The sequence below is a fragment of the Nocardia coffeae genome (assembly GCF_019890715.1).
Classification (GTDB): domain Bacteria; phylum Actinomycetota; class Actinomycetes; order Mycobacteriales; family Mycobacteriaceae; genus Nocardia; species Nocardia jiangxiensis.
Map to the genome: position 1 here is coordinate 244,202 of NZ_JAINZY010000014.1, position 25,925 is coordinate 270,126.

Genomic DNA, 25,925 nt, shown 5'->3' on the forward strand with positions numbered 1-25,925 from the left:
CGCGAGTGGATCGAGGCGGTCATGGCAGTCGAGTTCAATAGTTTCACCGAAGCGTGCACACGGCCGATTCCGCGAGCTCGGTGAAGGTTCCCGGGATGACGAGGTTCGCGCGAATGATGCGGCATCTCGGAGTGGGGGTGCTGCTGGCGGCGGGTTGCCTGCAGACGCCGGTGGCCACGGCGACGCCGATGAACGCGGAGTTGGGGCACGTGGGGCGCTGGATCACCGACGCCGACGGCAGGGTGATCACCTTGCACGGGGTGAATCTCGTGTACAAGTACCCGCCCTTCTATCCGGCGGCCGGGGGATTCGGTGATCGCGACGCCGCGTTTCTCGCGGCGCACGGGATCAATGCGGTGCGGCTGGGTTTCGCCTGGAGTGCGGTGGAGCCGCGGCCCGGCGTTTACGACGATCGGTACATCGGGCAGATCGAAGACACCCAGCAGGTACTGGCCCGGCACGGCATCTACTCCCTGGTGGATTCGCATCAGGATGCGTTCAACAAGTCGGTCGGGGCGAGCTGGGACGGATTCCCCGGTTGGGCGACGTTCTCCGACGGACTGCCGCCGGGCCCGATCCAGGGCCTGTTCGCGGCCTACACGCTGAGCCCGGCCCAGAATCGGACGTGGGCCAATTTCTGGCACGATCATCCGGCGCCGGACGGCGTCGGTGTGCAGGAACACTATGCGGCCATGTGGTCGCATGTCGCGCAACGCTTCTCGGGCGACCGCTACGTGTTGGGGTACGACCTCATCAACGAGCCGTGGCCGGGCATCACGCAACCGACGTGCCTGCTGGACGGTTGCCCCGACTTCACCCGCGACACGCTCGCCGTCCTCCAGGCCAAGGCGATGACCGCCATCCGGCGGGTGGATCCGCGGCATCTGCTGTTCTACGAACCGTTCGTCACCACCGATTTCGGCGCGCCGGTGCGCATGCCGAACCCGACCGGCGATCCCCGCGCCGGAATGAGCTTTCACGATTACTGCCTCGGGCCGATCCGGACGTGCCCCGGCAACGGCTTCGACAGCACTCGCGCGGCCGATACCGCCGGACTCGTCACCGAATTCGGGGCGACGCAGGATACGGCGCTACTGGAACGCGTCACCGGCAGCCTGGATGACGCCATGGCGTCGTGGATGTTGTGGTCCAGTACGCAGAACGAGTTGCCCGGCCACAGCCAGCAACCGCCGACCGGTCCCGATCTGATCAGCCCCGCAGGGCCGATCGTGCGCCCGTATCCGCAGGTCGTCGCGGGCACCCCGCAGGGATGGCACTTCGACCCCGGCACCGCGACGTTCGAGCTCCGGTACACCACCGCACGCCCGGATTCGGGCCGCCCGTTCGCCGGTGACCTCCGCACCCAGGTGTATCTGCCCGCAGCGGACTACCCGAACGGCTACCGGGTCGATGTGCACGGCGCCGATGTCGTCTCCGCGCCGAATGCCGAATTACTGCAGTTGCGAACCACTCCCGGACAGTCCGCGGTCCAGCTGACGGTGACCCGCCGCTGAACGTCCTCCGGAGGCGTCGCTCACGAACCGGCATCCCGGACCGATGAATTTCGGCTGCGGAAGGGGTCTTTCCTCCGGACGCAACCGCAGAGGAGTCGCCATGCCACTTCATGTTCGACGATCACCCGAGCACATGGTCACCGTCGGTGACGTCGACCTGTGTGTGACCACATTCGGGGACCGGCGGCTGCCGCCGGTGTTGCTGCCGAGCACGTCGAGGCTGTTCTGGGAAGACCGGTTCTGCGACCGGCTCGCCGATGCCGGGCGATTCGTCGTGCGCTACGACACCCGTGACACCGGGCGGTCGACTGCCTACGTGACCGGCTCCCCCGGCTACAGCCTCCGGGACCTGGCCTCGGACATCATCGAACTGATGGATGTCTTCGAGCTTGCGCGAGCGCACCTGGTGGGCTTCTCCGTGGCCGGATGGATCTGCCAGCTCGCCGCCCTCGACCACCGCGACCGTGTATCGGCCCTGACCCTGATCAACACCCGGCCGACGCCGCCCGGCCCGCCGGACCCGGATCTGCCCGAACATTCGGACCGGGTCGTGAACTTCTTCACCGGGACACCCGCACCGGACTGGTCCGACCGGGCCGCGGTGATCGACTACCGCGTCGAAGGCGCCCGGATACTCACGGGCGCAAGGGGATTCGACGAGCAGGAGACGAGACAGCAGGCGACGCGGATGGTCGACCGCACCACCGACATGGCCTCGAGCATGCTCAACCTGGCGTATGCCGAGGCGGGCGACCGGTGGCGCGAGCGTCTGGGTGAACTCACCGTGCCGACCCTCGTCGTCCACGGGACCGAAGACCCGTTCTTTCCGTACGGCAACGGACAGGCCATGGCTCGCGAGATCCCCGGCGCGGATCTGCTCCCGCTGAACGGTATCGGCCACGAACTTCCGGACACCACCTGGGATCGACTGCTCGCCGCCATGCTGACACTCCAGCCGGAATCCGTGAATGATCAAGATGTCCAATAGTATTCCCGCCGAACCTCTGCCCGGTCGTGGCCGGTGAGGGCGATGGCTGCGGGCTGCGGTGACATCGATTGGCGGGAGCACGGACCGCGGGGTGCGCCGCGGGGGACGTTTCGCGGTCACCGGGTCAGCTCCGCGAACGTCTCGGTCAGTCGCCGCGCGAACGCGTCGGGGTGGGTCTGGTAGCCGGTGTGCCCGCCGGGAAACTCGACGCGATCGGTGGCGAGCCCAAGTCTGCAAGGTAGACACAGCCACACCGAGAACCGCGCACCTCACCCCGGCTTATGCTGCGGATGTGGCAGAACCGATTGCGGCCGATAATTCGTCGGGAAATGCGATCGCGCGGGCGTTGCGCGAGGAGATCCTGGCCGGTCGGCTGTCGGCGGGGGAACGTTTGGTGGAGGGGACGATCGCCAAGCGGTACGGGGTGTCGAGAATTCCGGTCCGCGAAGCGCTGGCACGTTTGCAGTCGGAGGGGTTCGTCACGATCGTTCGCCATCGTGGCGCCACGGTGTCGGAGTCGTCGCTGCACGACGGACATGAGCTGCTGCAGGTTCGTCGGGGCCTCGAGGTCTTCGCAGCACAGCTCGCGGCGGAAAATCGTGGCGGCGCGGCAGCGAAGCAGTTGGCTGTGATCGCGGAGGATATGTCCGGCGGCGCGTCGAGCGACGGACCATCGTTCCACGAGCTGATCGCCGTCGCCGCGGGTAACGGCCACCTGCGTGACATGCTCACCAATCTCAACCAGCGGGTGCACTGGGGGCTGGGCCACGATCCCGCGACCTCCGCCACCGACCATCGCGCGGTAGCGATCGCGATTCTCAACGGCGCTGTCGCGCAGGCCGGATATCTGATGGACGAACACCTGCGGCGCGACGAACGATTCTTCACCGACGAGTTCGGCAGCTGACTCAGATGGTATACAGTCTGAGCTGATATACCGGCCAATTAACACGAAGCATCGATGAGGAAACCTGTAGGCAATCACTACTGTATACAACTATTGGCAGCGCGACTCCAGTTCTGCTCTGCGGTCGGCTCGCCGATACAACCGGTGTCGGTGTCACACTCCCGCTATCCGGAGTTCCGACATGTCTCTCACGCTGCCCGGCGAATCACCCTCTGCCACCGCCTCTTCGTCGTCTGATGCCGCCTCACCTCCGCCACCCGTCCTCGACCTTCCCTCCGGCCTGTCGAGTGCGCTCGACCGCATCGGTTTCGGCCGGGTACAGGTAGCCGTGATCGCACTGCTGATGGCGGGACTGTTCTTCGACTCGCTGGAGCAGAACTCGACCGGCGCGATGGGTCCGTTGCTGAAGGAGTCGTTCGGAATCGGCAATGCCCAACTCACCTTGATCAACACCGTTACCGTGGTCGGCGGTCTGGTCGGGCGGCTCATCGGTGGATACATCGCCGACCGATGGGGCCGCCGCACCGCACTGAGCCTCAACCTGCTCGTATACACCCTGGGCGGCCTGATCAGCGCCGCGGCCGTGAACTACGAGATGCTGCTGGTCAGCCGGGCAGTCGTGGGTATCGGGCTCGGTGGCGAATTCACGGTCGGCCTGGCGATTCTCGCCGAGCTGGTCGCCACCCGCCACCGCGGATCGCTGCTCGCGACATTGAACATCTCCTCCGGCGGCATCGGCAATATCGCCTCCTTCGGCTTCTTCCTGCTCGTGCTCGGGCCCATGAACCACACGCTCGGCGGGAACGACGCATCGTGGCGCTGGACATATGTGCTGCTTGCCGCGCCGGCTGTCCTGGTCGTGTTCTTCCGCCGCTATCTGCCGGAGTCACCGCGGTTTCTGTTGTCGAAGGGACGTGTCCAGGACGCCAACGCGAGTCTGAGCCGGTTGGCGAGCGGCAGCGTTTCCGGCCTCCGAAAGCTCGGTCCCACAACACGATTCGTCACCGAGGCGGATATTCCGCCGATTCGCCGATCCTCCTACCTCGAGGTCTTCCAGGGTCGGAACCTGCGGCGCACCGCCGCCATCGGCGCCGCCTCGTGGATGTCGTTCGGCGCGCAGGTGACCCTGCTGTTCCTCATGCCGATCCTGCTGGTGTCCCGAGGATATTCACTGTCGGATTCGCTGGCCTTCACGATGATCATGAACGTGGGAAGTCTGCTCGGTGCGTGCGCCGCCTCGTATCTGGCCGGGCGCGTACCCCGCCGGATCACGGTGATGTCGGCCGCGGTGCTCGGGTGCGTATCCGCGATCGCCTTCGCGGCGCTGGCCCACTCGACGGCGCTGATCCTGGTGCTGGGCATGATCTTTCAGTTCTTCACCATGATGCTGAACACGATGCTGTCGGTGTGGTCTCCGGAGCTGTATCCGACCTCCGTGCGCGCCATGGGAGCGTCGGTCGTGAACGGGATCGGCAACGTCGCCGGAGCGGTGATGCCGTTCGCGGCGCTGTACTTCTTCGATCTGGCCGGCGTGGCCGGCGTGTTCGCCATGATCGCCGTCATGTACGCGCTGCTCGTGGTAGCGGCACGATTCGGTCCCGAAACCTTCGGCAGATCCCTCGAGGCGGCCACGGAAAATCCCGTCGCCGTACCCGCGTAACCACCACCGGACAAAGGAGCCCCACCCATGGCCGAACTCACGATCTCCGCCACCGCGCACGGTCTGAACTACCTGCCCCAGTACTATGCCGACCACCTCGGCCTGTTCGCCGACCGCGACCTGAAAGTCGTTGCGACAGCGAAGGATCCATGGACCGGAGTGCTGGACGACCTGGACAGCGGCGCGGCGGATATCGTACTGGGCGGCCTCTGGGTGCCCAGCATGTACTGGGGCACTCCCCGCGAAATCACCGTATTCGCCCAGGTGAACCACCAATTCCCGAAAGCCCTGGTGACTCGCGACAACTCGCCCGGCTTCGGCTGGGCGGATCTGTCCGGCAGCACCGTCCTGGCTCCCGGCATCGGCGGCAGCGCACCATACGCGTTCACCGCGGGCCTGATCCGAGAGGCCGGAGTGGATCCAGCCGGGATCACCTTTCTGCGTGACCTGTCCACGCCGATGTTCGTCGAACTGTTCGAGGCCGGGCTCGGCGACGCGATCGTCCTGGACTCCACGACCGCACAGATCATGCAGGACAAGGGAACCGGCGTCACCGCGATCGACTACACCGAGGCCGGAGGCATCGGACCCAACAGCGTCTACTACTGCCGCACCGATCGCGTGGAGGAGTTGTTCGACCGCCTCGTGCACTTCACCACCGCACTGAGCGAGGCGATGCGGCGACTGCGGACGACCACCGTCACCGAACTCGAACCGCTGCTGGCCGCCCACTGGCCGAGTATTTCCCGTACGACGTTGGTGCGAGCCTGCGAGCGCATCAAGCGATCACGGACCTGGGAAACCACGCGCATCGACGCGGCGGCGAGTGACCGGTGGATGCGAATCCTCCAGCAGGAGGGCATGGTTCGGTCCACGCCTCCGTTCGACGAACTGGTCGACACCAGGATCCTCGACAGCGCCGAACTCACCGACACGGTCCGGTGAATCGTGATTCCGGGAGAATTCCAGAACCCGGCCCTCCGTCGACGCTCCGGCGCTGACATCACCCTGTTCCAGTCGGTCGGCCTCGGGCTGCAGGGCCTGGTCACCGCCCAACTAATCCTCGACCGGTAGGCCGACCGGGTTACGGTTGCCGGATGCCTTCGCGCCCACGCCTACCTCGGCTTCCCCCGCTCACTCCGCCGCACGACCTCGAACGCGGCTACTCCCAGCAGGAGATCCTGGACGAATTGCGGCGGCTGATGCTCGACGGCAATATGCCGCCGGGTGCGGGGTTGCCGTTGCGAGAATTGGCGAGCAGGTTCGCGGTCAGCGTCATCCCGCTCCGGGAGTCGCTGCAAACGCTGATCGGCGAGGGCCTGGTGGAACATTGGCCCAACCTGGGCTACCGGGTGACTCAGCTGACCGCAGCCGAGCTGCGCGAACTGTACATCGTGCGGGAACGACTGGAATGGGTCGCGCTGGAGACAGCTGTCACCACGGCCACCCCCGAAGATCACCGCTTGGCGGCCGAGGCCCATGCTCGTCTGGAACAGGCTGTGCTCGAGGATGATTCGAGTGCCTATCATCGCGAGAGCCGCATCTTCCATCTGGCCCTGACCCGTCCGTCGGGGATGGCGCGACTGGTGCACATGCTGGAATCCGCCTGGAACATCACCGAACCCATACAGCCGATGGTGCATGTCGGCCCTCGCGACCGCGCCGAGTTACACGCCGATCACAGCCGGATGCTGGCCGCCTTCTATGTTGGCGACGCGGAAGCGCTACTCGCGGCCGCCGAACTTCACAACACCAGATTGAATCGGGTCGTGGCACAACTCCCCGACGACACCGGGCTGTTCAGCGATCCAGCGCCGTGAACCCGGACTCCGGCAGAGCGCGAAAAGATATACCTTTCTTGCAACACGCAGGCAATACAGCCTGACTAGCGTCACAGATCACCATCCCGATTTCTCCTCCGGGATATGCACGATCGGACGCGCGACATGACCGAAACCGCATTGCCGCAACAGGTATCAACCGTGGCCGCCGATGCACCGGCCTACGATTCTCGACTGGTCAACGCAGATCTGGCTCCCCTGCCCGAGCAGACCTGGAGCACTTACAACATCTTCGCCTTCTGGATGTCGGATGTGCACAGCGTCGGCGGATATGTCACCGCCGGTAGCCTTTTCGCCCTCGGACTGGCGAGTTGGCAGGTGCTGGTCTCGCTCGTCGTCGGCATCGGCATCGTCTATCTGCTGTGCAATCTGATCGCCAAACCCAGTCAGCGAGCCGGGGTGCCGTATCCGGTGGTGTGCCGCAGCGCATTCGGGGTGCTCGGGGCCAATATTCCCGCCGTCATTCGCGGTCTGATCGCCGTCGCCTGGTACGGGATCCAGACTTATCTCGCCTCTGCCGCACTGGATGTCGTGCTGATCAAGCTGTTCCCGGGGCTCGCCGCCTACGCCGAGGTGAGCAGCTACGGCTTCCTGGGGCTCTCGGCGCTGGGCTGGGTCAGCTACCTGGTGCTGTGGGTCCTGCAGGCCTGCGTTTTCTGGCGCGGCATGGACGCGATCCGCAGGTTCATCGATTTCTGCGGTCCCGCAGTCTATCTCGTCATGTTCGTGCTGTGCGGATACCTGATCGCCAAGGGCGGCTGGAGCAATATCGATCTGAATCTGGGCGCGGTCACCCATCACGGCTGGTCCGCGGTGACGGTGATGCTGGGCGCGATCGCGTTGGTCGTCTCGTATTTCTCCGGCCCGATGCTGAACTTCGGCGACTTCTCCCGCTACGCGAAGAGTTTCGGTGCGGTGCGACGGGGCAATCTGCTCGGCCTGCCGCTCAACTTCCTGGTGTTCTCGCTGCTGGTGGTGGTGACCGCGTCACTGACGGTTCCGGTGTTCGGGAAGTTGATCACCGATCCGGTGCAGACCGTGGCCCGTATCGACAACACCACGGCAATCGTGTTGGGCGCGTTGACATTCACCGTCGCCACCATCGGCATCAACATCGTCGCCAACTTCGTCGCCCCGGCATTCGACTTCTCCAACCTCGCCCCACAGCGGATCAGTTGGCGAGCCGGCGGCATGATCGCCGCGGTCGGCTCACTGCTGATCACACCGTGGAACCTCTACAACAGCCCGGAGGTGATCCACTACACCCTGGAAACACTGGGCGCGTTCATCGGTCCGCTGTTCGGTGTGCTGATCGCCGACTATTTCCTGGTGCGCAAGCAGCGCATCGTGGTGGACGAGTTGTTCACGTTGTCGCCGCAGAGCACCTACTGGTACCGCGGGGGCTACCACCCGGCCGCCATCATCGCGACGGTGATCGCGGCGATCGCCGCGATGTTCCCGGTGCTGACCTCCGGTCATCTCGCGGGCATGTACACCGCCGCGCAATACAGCTGGTTCATCGGCTGCGGCTTGGGCCTGCTGAGCTATCGGCTGCTGACCATCCGCAGCTCGGTGTCGCCGACGACAGTGCCGCAAGGAGGCTGAGGCGATGAAAATCCGTGTCGTCAACCCGAATACGACGTCATCGATGACCGCATCGATCGAACGGTGCGCTCGCGCCGTCGCCGCACCGGGCACCGTGGTGGAAGCCGTCACCAACACGATGGGCCCGGCGTCCATCGAAAGTCACTACGACGACGCGCTGGCCGTTCCCGGCCTGTTGGCCGAGATCGTCCGGGGTGAGGCCGAAGGCGTGGACGGGTACGTCATCGCCTGCTTCGGTGACCCCGGCCTGTACGCCGCACGCGAACTTGCACGCGGACCCGTGCTCGGCATCGCCGAAGCCGCGATGCACACGGCCGGTTTCCTCGGCCGGGGGTTCAGCGTCGTCACCACACTCGGGCGCACCGCGGGACATGCGATGGACCTGGCCGAGCGCTACGACATGCGGCGTTCCTGTCTCGGCGTGCACGGCACCGACATCCCGGTACTGGAACTCGACGACCCGAAAGCGCGGGGCGTGATCGCCGAAGCCTGCCGATCCGCAGTGGCCGCCGACGGGTCGGACGCGATCGTGCTGGGCTGCGCCGGGATGGCCGACCTCTGCGAATATCTGACGACCGAGGTCGGCGTGCCGGTCGTCGACGGCGTCGGCGCGGCCACCGTCATGGTGCAAGGACTGCTCACCCTGGGGCTGCGCAAATCCGGCCGGGGTGAGTTCGCCGCGCCGCCACCCAAGCAATACACCGGCCTGCTCGCCGGTTTCACACGGTGAACACGTGCCGCCGGAGACGTCGGCACTCGACGAGCACGATCGGCGGTGGCATTGAAACCGTTGCGGCGTAAGCCTATTCCGGAAGCCTGTCCAGGGCGCGCAGCGCTTGCCTGCGCACCTGGGGAGCCGGGTCGTCGACGAATGGCTCGATCAGGTGGCGGACGCCGGTCGCCTTCATCTACACGAGAGCCTTGATCGCGAATTCGGTCGCGAAGCCGTCGAGATAGCTGATGGCGAGATCGCGAGCTTCGGGGGTTTTGACCTTGCCAAGGTACTCGATCAACCAGATGAAGTGCGGTCCCGATGGCGCCTCGGCCAGCAGCGCGGCGATCTGCTCGAAGTTCTTCCTGGTAGCGATCTTTCGCAGGGCCTGGCTGGCCCAGTCCAGCGTCGGCTGCGGCAGCGGCGGCTGGTGACGCAACTGCTGATCGAGTAGATCGATGGCTTGCTGATTGCCGCGAGCGGCGACGTCGTCGAGGCTGCTGATGAGCCCGGACCGCAGAATGGAGCGATGCTCGGTCTCCGGTCCGGGGATTCTGGTCTCCAGATTGGCCAGCCAATCGATGAAGATCGGAATTCCCGCCGGGATACTGCTGGGACCGCGCAGTTGGAGTAGGCGCGGATATCGTTGGTGTTCTTCACCTCCATGACCTGACGGTTCTCGCGGTCGATCTGGTCCGGTTGAATCGTCACGGCTCGTCCGGTCGTGTCGATCACGGTGACCTGACGTTGCGGAAGCCGAACTCCGGCACGGCGTTCGGCTTCATCACCCGCGGCTTTGTTCTGCGGGCCGGTTCGACCTGTGATCTTGGCGGTATTACGGGGAGTGCGTCCGAGAATTTTCTTCAGGTTGCCGAGTTCACCGCTGACCATCGAATAGATGCCACTGTTCGACGCAGCTTCCCACCGCCCACATGGGCCGCAACCTTGTCCGCCTCATAGGACGTGATAATGGCGTTGAGCAGTTCCAGGGATTTACGGCAGTCGTCCTTGGCGGATTTCGCGGCGGACGCTACCGATGCACATGCAGTCCCCAGATATTTCGCCGCATCGGCCGAACACGCAATCGAGGCACACACATTGTCGATGTCCAGGATAAATCCGGCCATCACCTTGTCGTTCCGCTGCGCTTCCTCGGTGAATATCGCGATGATACCCGTGTACAGCCGGTCCGCGATCGGCGATTCCCGGTCGCTGTACGAGGTGAGATTCTTTCCCGCAGTTACTATTCGCCCTTCGTCGCAGTCGGCCCAACCTCTCTGCGAGCCCGCGTCACCGTCTTCGACGTGACCGTCTCGGCGCCGTTCCGCGGCGACGCCATCAAGATCGAGTTCGAGCACAACACGGGTCTCGCTATCGACATGCTGGTCCCGTACACCGTGACCAGCGACAGTCTCGAGATCAACCTCGACGGCACGGACGCTGTGACCGGGACCCGCAGACTCTGGGCATGAGCTGATTCACCTGCGCTGCAGCCTTTTCCTCGACTCATGCGTAGACACAGCCCTCTGTGATGCGAGTCTCATGCTGAGACGCTGCGCGGGTGGTTCCCGGGCTCCAATGGATCAGGCAAACGTCGCCACAGCCGGCATATCGGCCGACTGTCGATCCAGGAGGCGCACATTGAGTAGGCAAAGCCTGACGAAGGCCCATGCGAAGATCACCGAGCTGTCGTGGGAACCGACCTTCGCGACGCCGGCCACTCGTTTCGGTACCGACTACACCTTCGAGAAGGCCCCGAAGAAGGACCCGCTCAAGCAGATCATGCGGTCCTACTTCCCGATGGAGGAGGAGAAGGACAACCGCGTCTACGGCGCGATGGACGGCGCCATCCGCGGCAACATGTTCCGGCAGGTGCAGCAGCGGTGGCTGGAATGGCAGAAGTTGTTCCTGTCGATCATTCCGTTCCCGGAGATCTCCGCCGCGCGAGCGATGCCGATGGCCATCGACGCCGTGCCCAACCCGGAGATCCACAACGGGTTGGCGGTGCAGATGATCGACGAGGTCCGGCACTCGACGATTCAGATGAATCTCAAGAAGCTGTACATGAACAACTACATCGATCCCGCCGGATTCGACATCACCGAGAAGGCGTTCGCGAACAATTACGCGGGCACCATCGGCAGGCAGTTCGGTGAGGGGTTCATCACCGGTGACGCGATCACCGCGGCGAACATCTATCTGACCGTCGTCGCCGAAACCGCCTTCACGAACACGCTTTTCGTGGCCATGCCCGACGAGGCCGCGGCCAACGGCGACTACCTGCTGCCGACGGTGTTCCACTCGGTGCAGTCCGACGAGTCGCGGCACATCTCCAACGGCTACTCGATTCTGCTCATGGCCCTGGCCGACGAGCGCAACCGTCCGCTGCTGGAGCGCGATCTGCGGTACGCGTGGTGGAACAACCACTGCGTGGTCGACGCGGCGATCGGCACCTTCATCGAGTATGGCACGAAGGACCGCCGCAAGGACCGGGAGAGCTATGCCGAGATGTGGCGGCGGTGGATCTACGACGACTACTACCGCAGCTACCTCATCCCGCTGGAGAAGTACGGGCTGGAGATTCCACACGATCTGGTCGAGGAGTCCTGGTCGCGCATCGTCGACAAGGGCTACGTGCACAAGGTCGCCCAGTTCTTCGCGACCGGCTGGCCGGTGAACTACTGGCGGATCGATGCGATGACGGACACCGACTTCGAGTGGTTCGAGCACAAGTACCCGGGCTGGTACTCGAAGTACGGCAAGTGGTGGGAAGAGTACAACCGCCTCGCCTACCCCGGGCGCAACAAGCCCATCGCGTTCGAGGAGGTCGGGTACCAGTATCCGCACCGGTGCTGGACCTGCATGGTGCCGTGCCTGATTCGCGAGGACATGGTCGTGGACGAGGTCGACGGCCAGTGGCGGACCTACTGCTCGGAAACCTGCCACTGGACCGACGCGGTCGCCTTCCGCGGCGAGTACCAGGGCCGCCCGACCCCGAACATGGGGCGGCTCACCGGATTCCGCGAGTGGGAGACCCTGCATCACGGCAAGGACCTCGCCGATATCGTCGCCGATCTGGGCTACGTCCGCGACGACGGTAAAACCCTTGTGGGACAACCGCATCTGAATCTGGACGACCCGAAGAAGATGTGGACCCTCGACGACGTCCGGGGCAACACGTTCAACAGCCCGAACGTACTGCTGAACGAGATGTCCGCCGCCGAGCGCGAAGCCCACGTCGCCGCGTACCGCGCGGGCGGGACCGCGGCCTGACCAGGTTCGGTGGGTGACGCCGGATTCGGCGTCACCCGCTGCCACCACTTTTTCCGAGCCCAGGAGATATACCCGTGGCCGACAATCACCGGATCAACTTCGAGCCCGTCGACATCGAGATGGAAGTCGGCGAACAGGAGAACATCCTCGATGCCGCATTCCGGCAGGGAATTCACCTCATGCACGGCTGCCGCGAGGGGCGGTGTTCGGCCTGCAAGTCCTACGTCCTCGACGGCGATATCCAGATGGCGAACTACTCAACCTTCGCATGCAACGACGCCGAGGTCGAGGAGGGCTTCGTATTGCTCTGCCGCTCACACGCTTTCAGCGACTGCACCATCGAACTGCTCAATTTCGACGAGGACGAACTCCTGCGTGGGATCGCGATTCAGGACGTGCGCACCGAGGTGGTCGCGATCGAGCCGGTGACCAAGGACATCGTGTCGCTGCGACTGCGGCCCGTGGAACCCGCGACCTACGAGTTCAGATCGGGCCAGTACTCGGACCTGCGGATCCCCGGCACCGAGGAGCACCGATCGTTCTCGATGGCGACGACACAGTCGACCTCGGAACATATCGAATTCCTCATCAAGAAGTATCCCGGCGGCCGGTTCGCCGGATTGCTCGACGACGGGATCTCGGTGGGCGACGAGATGAGTCTGACCGGCCCGTACGGGTCATTCACCCTGAAGGAGGGGCACGTCCTGCCGCTGGTGTTCATCGGAGGCGGGGCGGGGATGGCTCCGATCCTGTCGCTGCTGCGGCACATGAGCGAAACCGGCAACACCCGTCGGGTGCACTTCTACTACGGGGCCCGCACCCCGCGGGACCTGTTCTACCTCGACGAGATTCTCGACATCGGCGCGCAGCTCACCGATTTCGAATTCGTGGCGTGCCTTTCGGAATCCATGGACCCGCAACGGATTCCGGGCTCGATCACCGTCGAGGAAGGCAATGTCACCGACGTCGTGCGGCGTCGCGAACCGGGCATCGGCAAGACCGAGGTGTACCTGTGCGGACCGCCTCCGATGGTCGATGCCGCGCTCGAACTGCTCGAGTCCGGCGGCACTCCGAAGGACCAGATCTTCTACGACAAGTTCACCAGCCCGGCCTTCGACCAGTAAACGCAGGACCCTCCTTCCCACCCGAGAAAGAACCGAGAACGAGATGACCACAAGCACCGGGGCGAAGCAACGCAGCTTTCCCACAATAGAATTCACCGATTCCGAGGCCGGGGCGCTGGAATTTCCCGGATCGAAGAGTCGCTCCTACAACTACTACGAGCCCGCCAAACTGCGCGCGACGATGTACGAGGACGTGACGGTCGACGTACAACCGGACCCCGAACGTCACCTGTCCCAGGGGTGGATCTACGGCTTCGCCGACGGCCCCGGCGGCTATCCGAAGGAATGGACCGCCGCGAAATCCTCGAACTGGCACGAGTTTCGCGACCCGAACGAGGAGTGGGACCAGACGATCTACCGCAACAACTCCAAGGTCGTACACCAGGTCGACCTGTGCCTGGCCAACGCCAAGCGCGCTCGCGTGTACGACGGGTGGAACGCCTCGTGGCTGACTTTCATCGCCCGCAATCTGGGCGCGTGGATGCATGCGGAAAACGGTCTGGCACTGCATGTTTTCACGTCCGTACAGCGGTCCTGCCCGACGAATATGATCAATACCGCGGTCGCGGTCAACGCCGCGCACAAGATGCGGTTCGCGCAGGATCTGGCGCTGTTCAACCTCGACCTGTCCGAGGCCGCCGACGCCTTCGAGGGCGCCGTGCACAAGCAGGTGTGGCAGTCCGCGCCCGAGTGGCAGCCCACGCGTGAGGTCGTCGAACGCCTGACCGCGGTACCGGACTGGTGCGAGTTGCTGTTCGGCGCGAACATCGTCTTCGAGCAGCTGGTCGGTTCGCTGTTCCGCAGCGAACTGGTCATGCAGATCGCCGCCGGGAACGGCGACTACATCACGCCCACGATCGTCGGCACCGGTGAGCACGACTACGCCCGCGATCTCGCCTACACCCGCAACCTGTACCGATTGCTCACCCGCGACCCCGAATTCGGGGAGTCGAACAAGGCACTGTTCGGCACCTGGTTGCAGACCTGGGTGCCGCGCTGCCTGGACGCGGCCCGTGCGCTGCAACCGATCTGGTCGCAGCCGGCCGAGAAGGCGGTCACCTTCGCCTCGAGCCTGGACACCGCGATCGAGAAGTTCCGTTCCCTGCTCGAGGACCTCGGGCTCGACATCCCCAAGGAGTTGGCCAAGTGAGCATGCAATTCGGATCGTCCACCGAGTTCTCGAACATGTGCGGCGTCACCCTGATGAACACCCCCATCGGCCGGGTCGTGGCCGAGGTGATGGGCGCGAAGGACGGCGTGGAGCTGACGGAGTACCCGTCGATGATCCGCGTCGACGGGCAGCGGCTGCTCGATTTCAACTACGTCGAACTCACCGACGCGCTGGGTCAGGAGTTCGACGGCTCCACCTTCGAGGAGATCAGCTCCACCCACTACGGGCGCATGGTCCACCTCGACGACAAGACCCTGTTGTTCGCCAGCCCCGAGGACGCCGCCGAATACATCGGATTCGACCTCACCGTCCACTGACGCGGTCCCCGCGGTCTCCGTGTGCGGCGCCGTCGCCCGATCCCGCCGGCCGACGGCGCCGCACCACCCCACAGCCCAATTATCGGAGTATTCAGCATGTACGAGAAGAATGGCGACAAGTACTTCATCGTCGACGGACATGTGCACATCTGGGACGCACGCGAGTCGAATCAGAAGAATGTGCACGGCAAGCAGTTCATCGACTGCTTCTACGACTATCACAAGAACCTCAGCCCCGAGGAATACCTGTGGGACTACGAGACGTACCAGTATTACGGCAGTGCACGTTTCGAGCGTGACATCTTCGGTGAGGGCCACGTCGATCACGCGATCTTCCAGGCGACCCTGCTGAGCGACTTCTACCGCACCGGATTCGGGCAGACCGAGGAGGCACTCGCCCTGGTCGCCAGGCATCCCGGCAAGCTCACCTACAACCACGCCTACGATCCGCGCCACGAGCAGGCCGGGCTCGAACAGCTGCGCCGGGACGCGGAGCGGATGAATCTGCAGGGCGTCAAGCTCTACACCGCCGAATGGCACGGCGACTCGCGCGGATACAAACTCGACGACCCGTGGTCGCGGCGCTACCTCGAGGAATGTATCGAGCTGGGTATCAAGAACATTCACGTGCACAAGGGCCCCACGATCCGCCCGCTGGACCGCGACGCCTTCGATGTCGCGGATATCGACAAGGTCGCCACCGACTATCTGGACCTGCGTTTCGTCGTCGAGCACGTGGGTCTGCCGCGGCTCGAGGACTTCTGCTGGATCGGCACGCAGGAATCGAACGTCTACGGCGGTCTGGCGGTGGCCCTGCCGTTCATCCACACGCGGCCACGGTATTTCGCGCAGATCATCGGCGAACTCCTGTACTGGCTGGGCGAGGACAAGATCCTGTTCGGCAGCGATTACGCGCTGTGGACGCCGAAGTGGCTGATCGAGAAGTTCGTCGACTTCCAGATCCCCGAAGATATGCAGAGCGAATACGATCCGATCACCGTCGAGGAGAAGAAGAAGATCCTCGGCCTGAACGCCGCGGCCCTGTACGACATCGACGTCCCGGCCGAGTTGCGGGTGAGCGGACCGCGCGCCGACGGCATCGCGAACGGGACACGGGAATCGGTGGCGTCGTGACGACCGCGGCGATATCCACCGAACAGGCTGTGCTCGAGGCTCTTTCGACGGTCGTGGATCCCGAATTGGACGAGCCGATCACCGATCTGGGCTTCGTGCGATCGGTGCTGCTGGAGGACGACGGCGTCACCGTCCACCTGCGTCTGCCCACGGCCTTCTGCTCCCCCAACTTCGCCTACCTGATGGCCTCCGACGCCCGGGACGCGCTGCGCCTGGTCGAGGGCGTCGGCGAGGTGCGGGTGTACCTGGACGACCACCACGACAGCGACAAGATCAACGGCGGTCTGGCCGCCGATGCCGGGTACCGGGGCACCTTCGGCTCCGAGGCGCAGGAGAGCCTGGACGAGCTGCGCAGAACGTTCCGGGTGAAGGCGCACACCGCGGCGATGGAACGGTGCATCGAGGCATATCTGAAGCGAACCGGGTTGGGCGCCAACGAAATCTATCGACTCACCCTGAGCGAGCTACCGCCCGGGAAGTACAAGGAAGCGCTGCTGCGCCGCCGCATGGACATCGGGTTGAGCATCTGCCCGGCCAGTCGAGTGTTCGTCGACGAGACCGGGCAACGGGTGCCGCCCGATGCGGTGCCGATGCGCCTGCGATTCGCCAAGTCGGTGCGCATCTCCATGGAGGGCAACGCGCACTTCTGCCGCGGCCTGCTGGCCACCCGCTACGCCGACGGCGAAACAGTCGGCGGCACACCGCATATCACCGACCTCAGAACAGTCAGGAGCCCGCGATGAAGGCCGTGCAGGTGGTGGGCTACCACACCGGACTGCAGCTCACCGAGATTCCCGAGCCCACCATCGAAGGACCCCTCGATGTGATCGTGCGGATCGGCGGCGCCGGTGTGTGCCGCACAGATCTGCACATCCTCGAAGGGCAGTGGGAGGCCAAAAGTGGTGTCGCACTGCCGTATACGATCGGCCATGAGAACGCGGGATGGGTGCACGCCGTCGGCGATGCGGTCAGCAACGTCGCGGTCGGGGACAAGGTGATCCTGCATCCGCTGATCACCTGCGGCCTGTGCCGGGCGTGCCGTTCCGGCGACGACGTGCACTGCCAGAACAGCAGATTCCCGGGCATCGACGTCGACGGCGGCTACGCCGAATACCTGCGCACCACCGCGCGCAGCGTGGTCCGGATCGACGATTCACTCGAGCCCGCCGACGTCGCGGCCCTGGCCGACGCCGGGTTGACCGCGTATCACGCGGTCGCGAAGGTCGCGCAGACCACCCGGCCCGGCGATGTGTGCGTGGTGATCGGCGCGGGCGGGCTCGGCCACATCGGAATTCAAGTGCTGAAGGCGATCTCGGCGGTCACGGTGGTCGTCGTCGATCGCAATCCCGCCGCCGTGGAACTCGCGGTGAAGATCGGCGCGGATCACGGCATCGTGGCCGACGGCGGGCACATCGACCGCGTGCTGGAACTGACCGGCGGGCACGGGGCCGAGGCCGTGGTCGACTTCGTCGGCGAGGGCGGCGCGACCCGGGAGGGCATCGCGATGCTGCGCCGCGCCGGGAACTACTACGTCGTCGGATACGGCGAGAACATCGATGTCCCGACGATCGATGTGATCTCCACCGAGATCAACTTCATCGGCAATCTGGTCGGCTCTTACAACGATCTGCAGGAACTGATGACGCTCGCCGCCCAGGGCAAGGTCACCCTGCACACCACCACCTATCCACTCGCGAGCTTCCAGCAGGCACTCGACGATCTCGATGCCGGGCGGGTGCGCGGCCGGGCGATTCTCGTTCCCTAGCCGACCCCTCCGCGATCCGCATCCGCTCGAAAGGACGCATCAACCATGGCAAAGCAGTTGCGCTACAACACCGACGCCCGCTCACGGCTCGAGCAGGGCGTCAATGCCCTCGCCGACGCGGTCAAGGTGACTCTCGGTCCCAAGGGACGCAACGCGGTTCTGGAAAAGCTCACCGGTCCGCCCACCATCACCAACGACGGCGTGACGATCGCCCGCGAGATTCAGCTGCGTGAGCCCTTCGCCAACATGGGCGCGCAGTTGGTCAAGGAGGTGGCGATGAAGACCAACGGGGTGGTCGGCGACGGCACCACCACAGCCACCGTCCTCGCCCAGGCCATGGTTCGCGAGGGCCTGCGCGCGGTGGAGGCGGGGGCCAATCCGATGCGGGTGCGCCGCGGGATCGAACGCGCGGTGACCGCGGTCATCGACGCACTGCGCGAACAGGTCTGCGAGGTGAGCGGGCGCGATGATCTACAGCGCATCGCGACACTCGCGGCCAGCGACGACGAAACGATCGGGGTGGCCGTGGCCGAGGCCGTCGACTACGTCGGCAGGTCCGGGATCGTCAGCACCGAGGAGGGCGACGGGTTCGGGTTGTCGGTGGACATCGTCGACGGCATCGAATTCGACCACGGCTACACCTCGGGCTACATGGTCACCGATCCGGAGCGGATGGAGGCGGTGCACGCCGAACCGCTGATTCTGTTGACCAACAAGAAGATCACCCAGGTGCAGGACATCATGCCCAGCATCGAGGTGGCCAAGCGGGCCGATCGGCCGCTGGTGGTGCTCGCCGAGGACGTCGACGGACCGGCCCTGCAACTGCTCGTCGGCGGCAACATGCACCACACGATGGCCTCGGTGGTGGTCCGGGCCCCCGGCTTCGGGCACCGCCGCGTCGCCGAACTCGAGGACCTCGCGGTCGCGCTGGGCGGGCATGTCGTGGCCAAGGACACCGGGATCGAACTGTCCGAGGTGACCCGCGAGCACCTGGGTTCGTGCGACCGCATCACGGTGACCGAGAACCGGACCACGATCGTGGGCGGGCGTGGCGATCAGCGACTGCTGGACGCCCGGGTCGCACAGTTACGGGGCCAGTTCGATCGCGCGCGGATCGACGCCGACCGGGACAGCATCGAACTGCGCATCGCCCGGCTCACCGGACGGGTCGCGGTGATCCGCGTCGGCGGCGCCACCAGCGTCGAGCTCAAGGAGCGCATGTTGCGGGTCGAGGACGCGCTCGCGGCGACTCGCGCCGCGGTCGAGGAGGGCATCGTCCCCGGCGGCGGCGCCGCCCTCACTCAGTCGCACCGTGTCCTGGCCGATCTCGAACTCCCCGGCGACGAGGCCATGGGCCGCGATATCGTGCTGCGGGCGCTGGCCGAGCCGCTGCGGTGGATCGCGATCAACGCCGGTTTCGACGGCGACGAGGTGGTCCGGGCCGTCGCGGAACTCGCTGTCGGACAGGGGTTCAACGCCTTGACCGGTACCTACGGCGACATGTTCGAGCACGGCGTCATCGATCCGTTCAAGGTCACCCGCGCCGCGCTGGAAAGCGCCGCATCGATTGCGGCCCTTCTCATCACGACCGAGACGGCCATCGTGGAGGAGATCGACGTCAACCCCGGCGCGATCATCGCGCCCGGCTTCGGCGATCTCGCCGAAGGTATGGTTCGGCCGTCGAACATCTACTGAGCAGGAGGAGCAGCGTGATTTTCATCGTCGTGAAATTCAAGGTCCGCCCCGAATTCCAGGATCAGTGGACGGTGCTCACCCGGGAATTCACCGAAGCGACCCGATCCGAGCCGGGAAATCTCTGGTTCGAATGGAGCCGCAGCACGGCGGATCCGGCACAGTTCGTGCTGGTCGAGGCGTTCCGGGACGGCGCAGCCGGCGCCGAGCACGTCGGCTCCGAGCACTTCCGGCAAGGACTGGCCGCGATGCGCCCGGCACTCCAGGAGACACCGCACATCATCAACACCGAGATTCCCGGCGTCGAGTGGTCCCGCATGGGTGAACTGGAAATCACCCCGTAGCCGCCCGGACCGGCACAACCGACATGCGGGGTCGTCGACGACGACCCCGCATTCGCGTGGCCGGACTAGGTGATGCCGTACTGCCTGATCCTGCGGTACATGGTGGCGCGGGAGATGCCGAGATCGGCTGCGGCGGAACGCTTGTCGCCGTCGTGGTCGTGCAGGCTCCGCACGATGGCGTCCCGTTCCAGGGCCTCCATGGGGGTGAGGGTGCGGCGAGTCAGCGAATGGCATTCGGGTGGCAGTTTGTCGGGTGTGATGACGCCCGAGCGTTGCCAGATGACGATTTCGGCGAGCACCTGACGCAGCTGGGCGATATTTCCCGGCCACGACAATTTCGCCAGCCGGCGCAGCGCCGCGGGCGACATCGTGATGTCGGCGCCCTTGGTGAGTTCCCGGAGCAGATCGGGCACCAGTTCGTCGAGATCTTCGATGTGATGCCGCAGCGCGGGCACCGGGACGGTGTGCATGAACAGGGGCAGCAGCTGGGTTTCCACAGCGGGGGACGGCACGGTCGAATTCATCGTGGCGGCGATCCAACCGCGGCCCGCGCACGCCTGCAGAACCGTCGAGACCGATTCGAGAACGTCCTCGGGCAATTCGTCGATATCGGTGAGCACGATGTCGAAGTCGTCCCGGGCGACCTCGGCTTCGAGCGCGTTGAGCATCTCCTCCGCACCCCGGCTCAGGTCGAACCGCAGCACTCGAACCGTTCTGTCCGGACGGACGTGGTGGGCCACCACTTCCGCGAGCTTCGTACGCCCCGAACCGGATTCGCCATCCAGGACCACCCAGTCGCGGTCGGCGCAACATCGTTCGACCTGCTGACAACTTCGCCGCCAGGAACTGCTGCCACCGGCGAGTCCGGGCACCACCGCGGAGCGGGCCACGAGTCGGGTTCTGCTGAGCGCACTGTCGGTCAAGGCCACGTGGGCCACGATGTGGGTGCGGCCGCTGCGCAGCGTAATCCGTTCGGCCACGGTGAGTTTGGCCAGATATCCGCTGGGCAGCACGGCACCCGCCGTGGTCGACTGCGAGCGTTGCAGGTCCGTCGCGTGCCCTAGCAACGCGCTCTGATCCAGCCCGTCCAGTGATTCGCGCAGATAGCGGTTCATCAACACGATGTCGTCACCGACCGCGAGCACGCCGGTGGGATAGCGGCGGCACTGCCGCAGATACGTATCCAGCAGTGCGGCTTCACTTTCGGTGGCCAGCGCGCGCAGCCGATCCTCGATCTGCGAGCCCGCGGTCTTGGCGAGCGTGACCAGCAGCGGATCCGATTGCCGTGCCCAGCAGGTCAGATCGAGGATGCCCGCGACGCGGCCCGAGAGCGGATCCCGGATGGGCGCGCCGGCACACGCGAGCCGTCCGAGGGTCCCGAGATAATGTTCGCCGCCGCGGATGAAGGTCGCGCGCCCGGTCTCGGCCGTCGTGCCGATGCCGTTGGTGCCCACGAACTTCTCGGCATAGCTGTACCCACAGGCCAGTTGCACCGAATCGAGCACGGCACGGATGCGGGCATCGGCGGCAGCGCGGTCCAGGACCAATCCGTCCGCTGAGGTGAGAATGATGCTGACCGACTGAGCTGCCAGATCCTCACCCAACCGGTGCACCACCGGCGAGGCCGCGACCACCAGGGGCGAATCGAGATCCGGCTCCCGCACGAATGGCAGATCCACCCGATCGGGGTGAACGCGCAGATCACGGGAGCGTTGCCAGGAATCCCGGACGGTACCGGAGATCAATCCGTCATCGACCGAACCCGAACTCAGGAACTCGTCCCTTGCCTGCCGCAAGCGCGTGCTGGTCTCCACGTTGCTCACCATCTGTTACCTCGGCTTCACCCCCGGGGAACTCACGTTACCGCCTCACTCTGTGATGCAGATCTCAATTTGAGACGGCCGTCGGCGGCACCCGATTCACGAGGGCAGCGAAACGCCTTGCCGAGCGGCCTCGGCCGCCACCTTCTCGGGAAAGATGTTGCGCAGCAGGTAGAGGTCTCGGCCCAGCTGCCAACTCGGGGCCAGAGCGACCGCGTAGCGTTCGAAGTAGCCGAGTTGTTTGCCGAGCAGGATCAGCTGTTCGGGGCCTGCCAGCCCGCGATCCTTGCCGAAGTCCAGCAGCAGACCGGTGATCGTGCGCAGGTCCATATCGGCCAGCTCGCCGGACAGGATCGGACCGGCGACCATGGCCAGCTGGGCGCCGATCGCCTCGTCGTCGGCGCTCTGATCCGGGAACAGGTCCAGCTCGCGCATGGCGCGGGCCACGGGAGTGAAGTCGCCGTCGAACGCGCTGGCGTAGAACATCGCCCGCACCAGTGCCCGCCACGGCTCGCTCATTTCCCCGACGATGCCGTAGTCGAGCATCGCGAGGCGGCCGTCGTCGAGCAGCCACAGATTGCCCGCGTGCACGTCGCCGTGGAACAGCCCGTGCACGGTGACCCCTTCGAGCCACACCTTCACCATGCGGCGGATGAGCATCGGCGCGTCGGCGCGGGCACGCACGTCGTCGAATCGGTCCAGCGGCACCCCGCGCAACCGTTCCATGCACAGCACGCGCGGGCCGCAGAATTCCCAGAACACCTCGGGCACAACAACATCGGCGTTGTCGCCGAAGAATCCCAGCTGCTCCCGGACACGATGCTGCCGGTCCGCCTCCACCAGGAAGTTCACCTCGGCCACGGACAATTCGTACAGATCGCGCACCACGCCGACGGCATTGGCGATGCGAGCGGACTCGAAACGCCAGTTCAGCAGCCGGGCCAGCACCAGTGCGGCGCGCAGATCCACGATCATCCGCCGGGCGATGCCGGGACGCTGGATCTTCAGCACGGCCTCGCGCCCGTCGGGCAGGACGCAGGCATGCACCTGCGCGACCGAGGCAGCCGAGAGCGGAACGCTGTCGAAGGAGGTGAACAGCTCCGCGATCGGGCGACCCAGATCCCGCTCGACGACCGCCCGAGCCCGAACGGCGGAGGCGGGCGGGACGTCATCCAGACACCGCAGGCAGGCATCGGACAGCTCGCGCGGGAACGCACCCGAGGAGGAGGCGATGAGCTGCCCGAGTTTGACGAACATCGGGCCCAGCCGCTCGAATCCGTCGACCACCCCTTCGGCCAGCGCCGAGCGCACCGTGCGCTCGCCACGTCGTCCGAACGCCGCCGCCAGCGCATATCCGGCGAAACGCCGTGTGGCACAGGCGGTGAACGTCACCGCGATCACCAATATCCGCAGCGCTTCGGCCGGACCGAAGCGGTCCAGGGCAGGCCGGTCGACGCTGAACGCGGACGCCGGAAAACCGTGCAGGTCCTCGTCGGGGGGCGCGGAAACAGATCGGGTGCTCATGCCGATCGCACCGCCGAATCGGCGAACTCGGCGCGGACGCGCTGACGCCACACCTCGTAGTCGGGCGCCGGTCCCCCACCCGGCGGATCCTGCGCCGCCTCGTCCGCCAACGCCGAGATCTCCTCGACACTGCTGCCGCAGATCACCTCGGCGGCGAGTTCGGTGCTCTCGGGCACATATCCGGCGTAGTGCCGGGCCTTGATCGCCATCACGGCCCCGACCGCCACCTCCGGCGCGTGCGCAGCGGCGTCGGACATCGCATCCAGCAGTGCCGCACGCGGCTGCCCGCCGAGATAGCCCAGCGCCGCGCCGATTCCGCTCCACAGATCACCACGACGGTCCGGGGCGAATCGCTCGACCGCGGCGCCCGCCGCGACACTGTCTCCGCCGTGCACGAACATCAGCGCTCGCCCGATACCCTGGTCGAAGGCCCGTGGGAAGTAGGAAGGGTAACCCTCCCAATCGATTTCGGGCGCGCGACGACCGCCGTCGATCCACCGCCCGGGGTCGAAGAACGCGCGATCGAATCCGTATCCGTCCACGGCGAGCCAGCTCAGCTGACTCACCAGCGCATTGGAGTCGAACCGCGGCAACGCACGCCGCCACATCGAGCGTGGCAGCCGCGACATCACCAATCCGTATCCGACGTACGCCATCAGCGAATGCGGTTCGGCCGGGCCGTCGACGAATGCCTTTGCGCGACTGGTAGTTCCGAATACCAGCAGATCGCGCAGGATGAGCGCCGCCACCGCGCCCTCGTAGGCCAGACTCTGGTAGAACGGGTCGATCCAGTCGAGCCGCCGCACCACCTCGTCCTGCTTCGCCACATCCGCGCCGTACTCGAAGCCCTCCATCACCGCACGCGAGACGCCCTCGAAACGCCTGCTGACGTCGTTGGCGGAGACGGGAAAGCCACGGTTGGCGAATTTCATGTCGTTCATCGTGGGCGCGGGCACCAGGTGCCGTGCCACGGTGAGCGCAGTAACCATCGAACTACCTCGCTTCGGGTAATGCGGTGTGCGTCAACTGGATCGGCGGCGCAACGTGACGGCGCCCGCGGCCAGCAGTACGACGCCGAACGCCAGCACGACCACCAGATCGCGCCACAGCACGGTGGTGGGCTCGGGATAGGTGCCCACCTGATCCAGGGCCTCCGCGGCATAACGCAGCGGCACCACATTGCTGACCGCCCGCAACGGTGCGGCCATCTCCTCACGCGGCCAGATCAGCCCGCACAGCAGCAACTGCGGGATGATCACCGACGGCGCGAACTGCAGCGCCTGGAATTCGGTGCGGGCGAAGGCGCTGGTGAACAGTCCGGCCGAGGAACCGAGCACGGCCGTGGAGACCACGATCAGCAGCACGATCGCGACATGCCCCTGAGTCTGCAGGCCGAGCAGTTCGTAGGCGACCGTGGCGGCCACGATCGCCTGCACCACCGCGACCGCGGCGAACGCGATGCCGTAGCCCAGGATCAGATCGAGTTTGTGCAGCGGCATGCTCAGCAGCCGCTCGAGTGTGCCGCTGGCGCGTTCGCGCAGCATCGCGACACTGGTGATCAGGAACATCGAGGTGAAGGGGAACACTCCGAGTAGCAGCAGACCGACCTGATCGAAGATGTCGGGGCGCCCGTTGAAGACGTAGCACAGCAGCGCCAGCAGCACGCTGGGCACCACGAGGATCAACGCTATCGTGCGCCGGTCGTGCCGCAGTTGGTTCAGAACCCGCAGCGCGGTCCAGGCGGTGAGCCGGACGGACATCGCTCAGACCTCCACTTCGCTTGCCGCCGTGGCGGTTTCGGTGGTTTCGCCGCGCTCGGTCGCGAGCACCAGTTCCAGGAACGCGGCCTCGAGATTGTCCGCGCCGGTGGCGGCGCGCAACTCCGCGGGCGGCTGGTCGGCCAGCAACCGCCCCTCCCGCAACAGCAGCAGCCGATCACAGCGATCGGCCTCGTCCATCACGTGACTCGACACCAGCAGGGTGGTGCCCGCGTCGGCCAGGCCGCGGAAGTGGTCCCACAGATCGCGGCGCAGTAGCGGATCCAAGCCGACGGTGGGCTCGTCGAGCACCAGCAGATCCGGCTCGGCGACCAGCGCGCAGGCCAGGGACGCCCGCGCGCGCTGACCGCCGGAGAGCTGATCCACCAGCCGATCGGCGTGCTCGACCAGCCCCACGTCGCGAATGGTGCGATCGACCGCGGCCTTCGAAACCCCGTACACCGCACCGAAATACCGGACGTTCTGGCGAATCGTCAGGTCGTCGTAGACCGAGGGCGACTGGGTCACGTACCCCAGCCGCGCGCGCAACGCGGCCGAACCGCTGGGCAGTCCGAGCACCGTCACGGATCCCGATTTGATCCGCTGGACCCCGACGATCGCGCGGATCAGCGTCGTCTTGCCGCATCCGCTGGGACCGAGCAGCCCGGTCACACTCCCTACCGGCATCCGGAAGGACAGGCCGCGCAGCACCGGGCGGCGAGCCCGCGTGACGACCAGGTCCTGCACCGCCACCGCATCGGATGTCTCCGTCGTCAC

The 25,925-nt window shown here is 65.6% G+C and carries 24 protein-coding genes and 1 pseudogene; 17 read left to right on the forward strand and 8 right to left on the reverse strand.

The features are described 5' to 3' along the window. The first annotated feature begins 95 nt into the window (after nt 1-95). The 8 genes from K7711_RS37305 to K7711_RS37340 all read left to right on the forward strand — a co-directional run bounded on the left by K7711_RS37305 (nt 96) and on the right by K7711_RS37340 (nt 9,245). Nucleotides 96-1,514, forward strand: a complete 1,419-nt coding sequence (locus K7711_RS37305) for a cellulase family glycosylhydrolase (protein WP_222975838.1) — start codon at nt 96-98, stop codon at nt 1,512-1,514. A 100-nt stretch (nt 1,515-1,614) separates the two neighbouring features. Continuing rightward, entirely contained in the window at nt 1,615-2,502 is an 888-nt protein-coding gene (locus K7711_RS37310) for an alpha/beta fold hydrolase (RefSeq protein WP_235748365.1), read from the forward strand. Between the two features lie 292 nt (nt 2,503-2,794). After that, entirely contained in the window at nt 2,795-3,409 is a 615-nt protein-coding gene (locus K7711_RS48655) for a GntR family transcriptional regulator (RefSeq protein ID WP_222975840.1), read from the forward strand. A gap of 181 nt (nt 3,410-3,590) precedes the next feature. Next, the gene (locus tag K7711_RS37320; RefSeq protein WP_235748366.1) at nt 3,591-5,069 is read left to right on the forward strand and encodes an MFS transporter; all 1,479 of its coding nucleotides are present in this window, start codon (nt 3,591-3,593) and stop codon (nt 5,067-5,069) included. A 27-nt stretch (nt 5,070-5,096) separates the two neighbouring features. After that, a complete protein-coding gene (locus K7711_RS37325) occupies nt 5,097-6,014 on the forward strand; it encodes an ABC transporter substrate-binding protein (RefSeq protein WP_222975842.1) in 918 nt (305 codons plus the stop codon). 152 nt (nt 6,015-6,166) lie between these two features. Continuing rightward, the gene (locus K7711_RS37330; RefSeq protein ID WP_222975844.1) at nt 6,167-6,889 is read left to right on the forward strand and encodes a GntR family transcriptional regulator; all 723 of its coding nucleotides are present in this window, start codon (nt 6,167-6,169) and stop codon (nt 6,887-6,889) included. Between the two features lie 126 nt (nt 6,890-7,015). Further along, nucleotides 7,016-8,515 (forward strand): NCS1 family nucleobase:cation symporter-1, encoded by a 1,500-nt coding sequence (locus tag K7711_RS37335; protein ID WP_235748367.1) that lies wholly within the window; start codon nt 7,016-7,018, stop codon nt 8,513-8,515. Nucleotides 8,516-8,519: 4 nt separating this feature from the next. Then, entirely contained in the window at nt 8,520-9,245 is a 726-nt protein-coding gene (locus tag K7711_RS37340) for an aspartate/glutamate racemase family protein (protein ID WP_222975848.1), read from the forward strand. Between the two features lie 178 nt (nt 9,246-9,423). On the opposite strand, the gene K7711_RS48040 is transcribed toward K7711_RS37340, so the two are convergent. The 3 genes and pseudogenes from K7711_RS48040 to K7711_RS37350 form a co-directional block, all read right to left on the reverse strand. Further along, on the reverse strand, nt 9,424-9,666 hold the full coding sequence (locus K7711_RS48040) for a hypothetical protein (protein ID WP_235748368.1): 243 nt from the start codon (nt 9,664-9,666) through the stop codon (nt 9,424-9,426). A gap of 209 nt (nt 9,667-9,875) precedes the next feature. Further along, a pseudogene (locus tag K7711_RS49405) lies at nt 9,876-10,118 on the reverse strand (putative toxin); the annotation flags it as partial. Then, nucleotides 10,091-10,585, reverse strand: a complete 495-nt coding sequence (locus tag K7711_RS37350) for a hypothetical protein (RefSeq protein WP_222975852.1) — start codon at nt 10,583-10,585, stop codon at nt 10,091-10,093. The gene K7711_RS37350 and the pseudogene K7711_RS49405, both read right to left, overlap by 28 nt. Before the next feature lie 283 nt (nt 10,586-10,868). Here K7711_RS37350 and K7711_RS37355 point away from each other — a divergent pair, with 283 nt between their 5' ends. The 9 genes from K7711_RS37355 (at nt 10,869) to K7711_RS37395 (ending at nt 20,047) form a co-directional block, all read left to right on the forward strand. Continuing rightward, entirely contained in the window at nt 10,869-12,500 is a 1,632-nt protein-coding gene (locus K7711_RS37355) for an aromatic/alkene/methane monooxygenase hydroxylase/oxygenase subunit alpha (protein ID WP_222975854.1), read from the forward strand. Between the two features lie 74 nt (nt 12,501-12,574). Beyond that, nucleotides 12,575-13,624 (forward strand): 2Fe-2S iron-sulfur cluster-binding protein, encoded by a 1,050-nt coding sequence (locus tag K7711_RS37360; protein WP_222975856.1) that lies wholly within the window; start codon nt 12,575-12,577, stop codon nt 13,622-13,624. Nucleotides 13,625-13,667: 43 nt separating this feature from the next. After that, nucleotides 13,668-14,774: an aromatic/alkene monooxygenase hydroxylase subunit beta gene (locus tag K7711_RS37365; protein ID WP_222975858.1), complete on the forward strand. Its 1,107-nt coding sequence runs from the start codon at nt 13,668-13,670 to the stop codon at nt 14,772-14,774. Beyond that, nucleotides 14,771-15,112 (forward strand): propane 2-monooxygenase effector subunit MimD, encoded by a 342-nt coding sequence (mimD, locus tag K7711_RS37370; RefSeq protein WP_222975860.1) that lies wholly within the window; start codon nt 14,771-14,773, stop codon nt 15,110-15,112. The genes K7711_RS37365 and mimD overlap by 4 nt, the downstream gene beginning before the upstream one ends. A 96-nt stretch (nt 15,113-15,208) precedes the next feature. Beyond that, the gene (locus K7711_RS37375; RefSeq protein ID WP_222975862.1) at nt 15,209-16,246 is read left to right on the forward strand and encodes an amidohydrolase family protein; all 1,038 of its coding nucleotides are present in this window, start codon (nt 15,209-15,211) and stop codon (nt 16,244-16,246) included. After that, the gene (locus K7711_RS37380; RefSeq protein WP_222975864.1) at nt 16,243-16,989 is read left to right on the forward strand and encodes an iron-sulfur cluster assembly protein; all 747 of its coding nucleotides are present in this window, start codon (nt 16,243-16,245) and stop codon (nt 16,987-16,989) included. The genes K7711_RS37375 and K7711_RS37380 overlap by 4 nt, the downstream gene beginning before the upstream one ends. Continuing rightward, nucleotides 16,986-18,011 carry an NAD(P)-dependent alcohol dehydrogenase gene (locus tag K7711_RS37385; RefSeq protein WP_222975866.1) on the forward strand — a complete coding sequence of 342 codons (1,026 nt, stop codon included), beginning with the start codon at nt 16,986-16,988 and terminating at the stop codon, nt 18,009-18,011. Before K7711_RS37380 ends, K7711_RS37385 begins: the two co-directional genes overlap by 4 nt. A gap of 45 nt (nt 18,012-18,056) precedes the next feature. After that, the gene (groL, locus tag K7711_RS37390; protein WP_222975868.1) at nt 18,057-19,706 is read left to right on the forward strand and encodes a chaperonin GroEL; all 1,650 of its coding nucleotides are present in this window, start codon (nt 18,057-18,059) and stop codon (nt 19,704-19,706) included. Nucleotides 19,707-19,720: 14 nt separating this feature from the next. Beyond that, nucleotides 19,721-20,047 (forward strand): putative quinol monooxygenase, encoded by a 327-nt coding sequence (locus K7711_RS37395; protein ID WP_222975871.1) that lies wholly within the window; start codon nt 19,721-19,723, stop codon nt 20,045-20,047. A gap of 65 nt (nt 20,048-20,112) precedes the next feature. Here K7711_RS37395 and K7711_RS37400 read toward each other — a convergent pair whose 3' ends face one another. The 5 genes from K7711_RS37400 to K7711_RS37420 all read right to left on the reverse strand — a co-directional run bounded on the left by K7711_RS37400 (nt 20,113) and on the right by K7711_RS37420 (nt 25,925). Then, nucleotides 20,113-21,873 carry a sigma-54-dependent Fis family transcriptional regulator gene (locus K7711_RS37400; protein ID WP_222975873.1) on the reverse strand — a complete coding sequence of 587 codons (1,761 nt, stop codon included), beginning with the start codon at nt 21,871-21,873 and terminating at the stop codon, nt 20,113-20,115. Between the two features lie 93 nt (nt 21,874-21,966). Further along, on the reverse strand, nt 21,967-23,391 hold the full coding sequence (locus tag K7711_RS37405) for an ABC1 kinase family protein (protein WP_222975875.1): 1,425 nt from the start codon (nt 23,389-23,391) through the stop codon (nt 21,967-21,969). Then, nucleotides 23,388-24,380, reverse strand: a complete 993-nt coding sequence (locus K7711_RS37410) for a DUF1702 family protein (protein WP_222975877.1) — start codon at nt 24,378-24,380, stop codon at nt 23,388-23,390. The genes K7711_RS37405 and K7711_RS37410 overlap by 4 nt, the downstream gene beginning before the upstream one ends. Nucleotides 24,381-24,413: 33 nt before the next feature. Beyond that, nucleotides 24,414-25,151, reverse strand: a complete 738-nt coding sequence (locus tag K7711_RS37415) for an ABC transporter permease (protein WP_222975879.1) — start codon at nt 25,149-25,151, stop codon at nt 24,414-24,416. 3 nt (nt 25,152-25,154) lie between these two features. Beyond that, nucleotides 25,155-25,925, reverse strand: coding sequence for an ABC transporter ATP-binding protein (locus tag K7711_RS37420; RefSeq protein WP_308015125.1), 771 nt, complete (start codon nt 25,923-25,925; stop codon nt 25,155-25,157).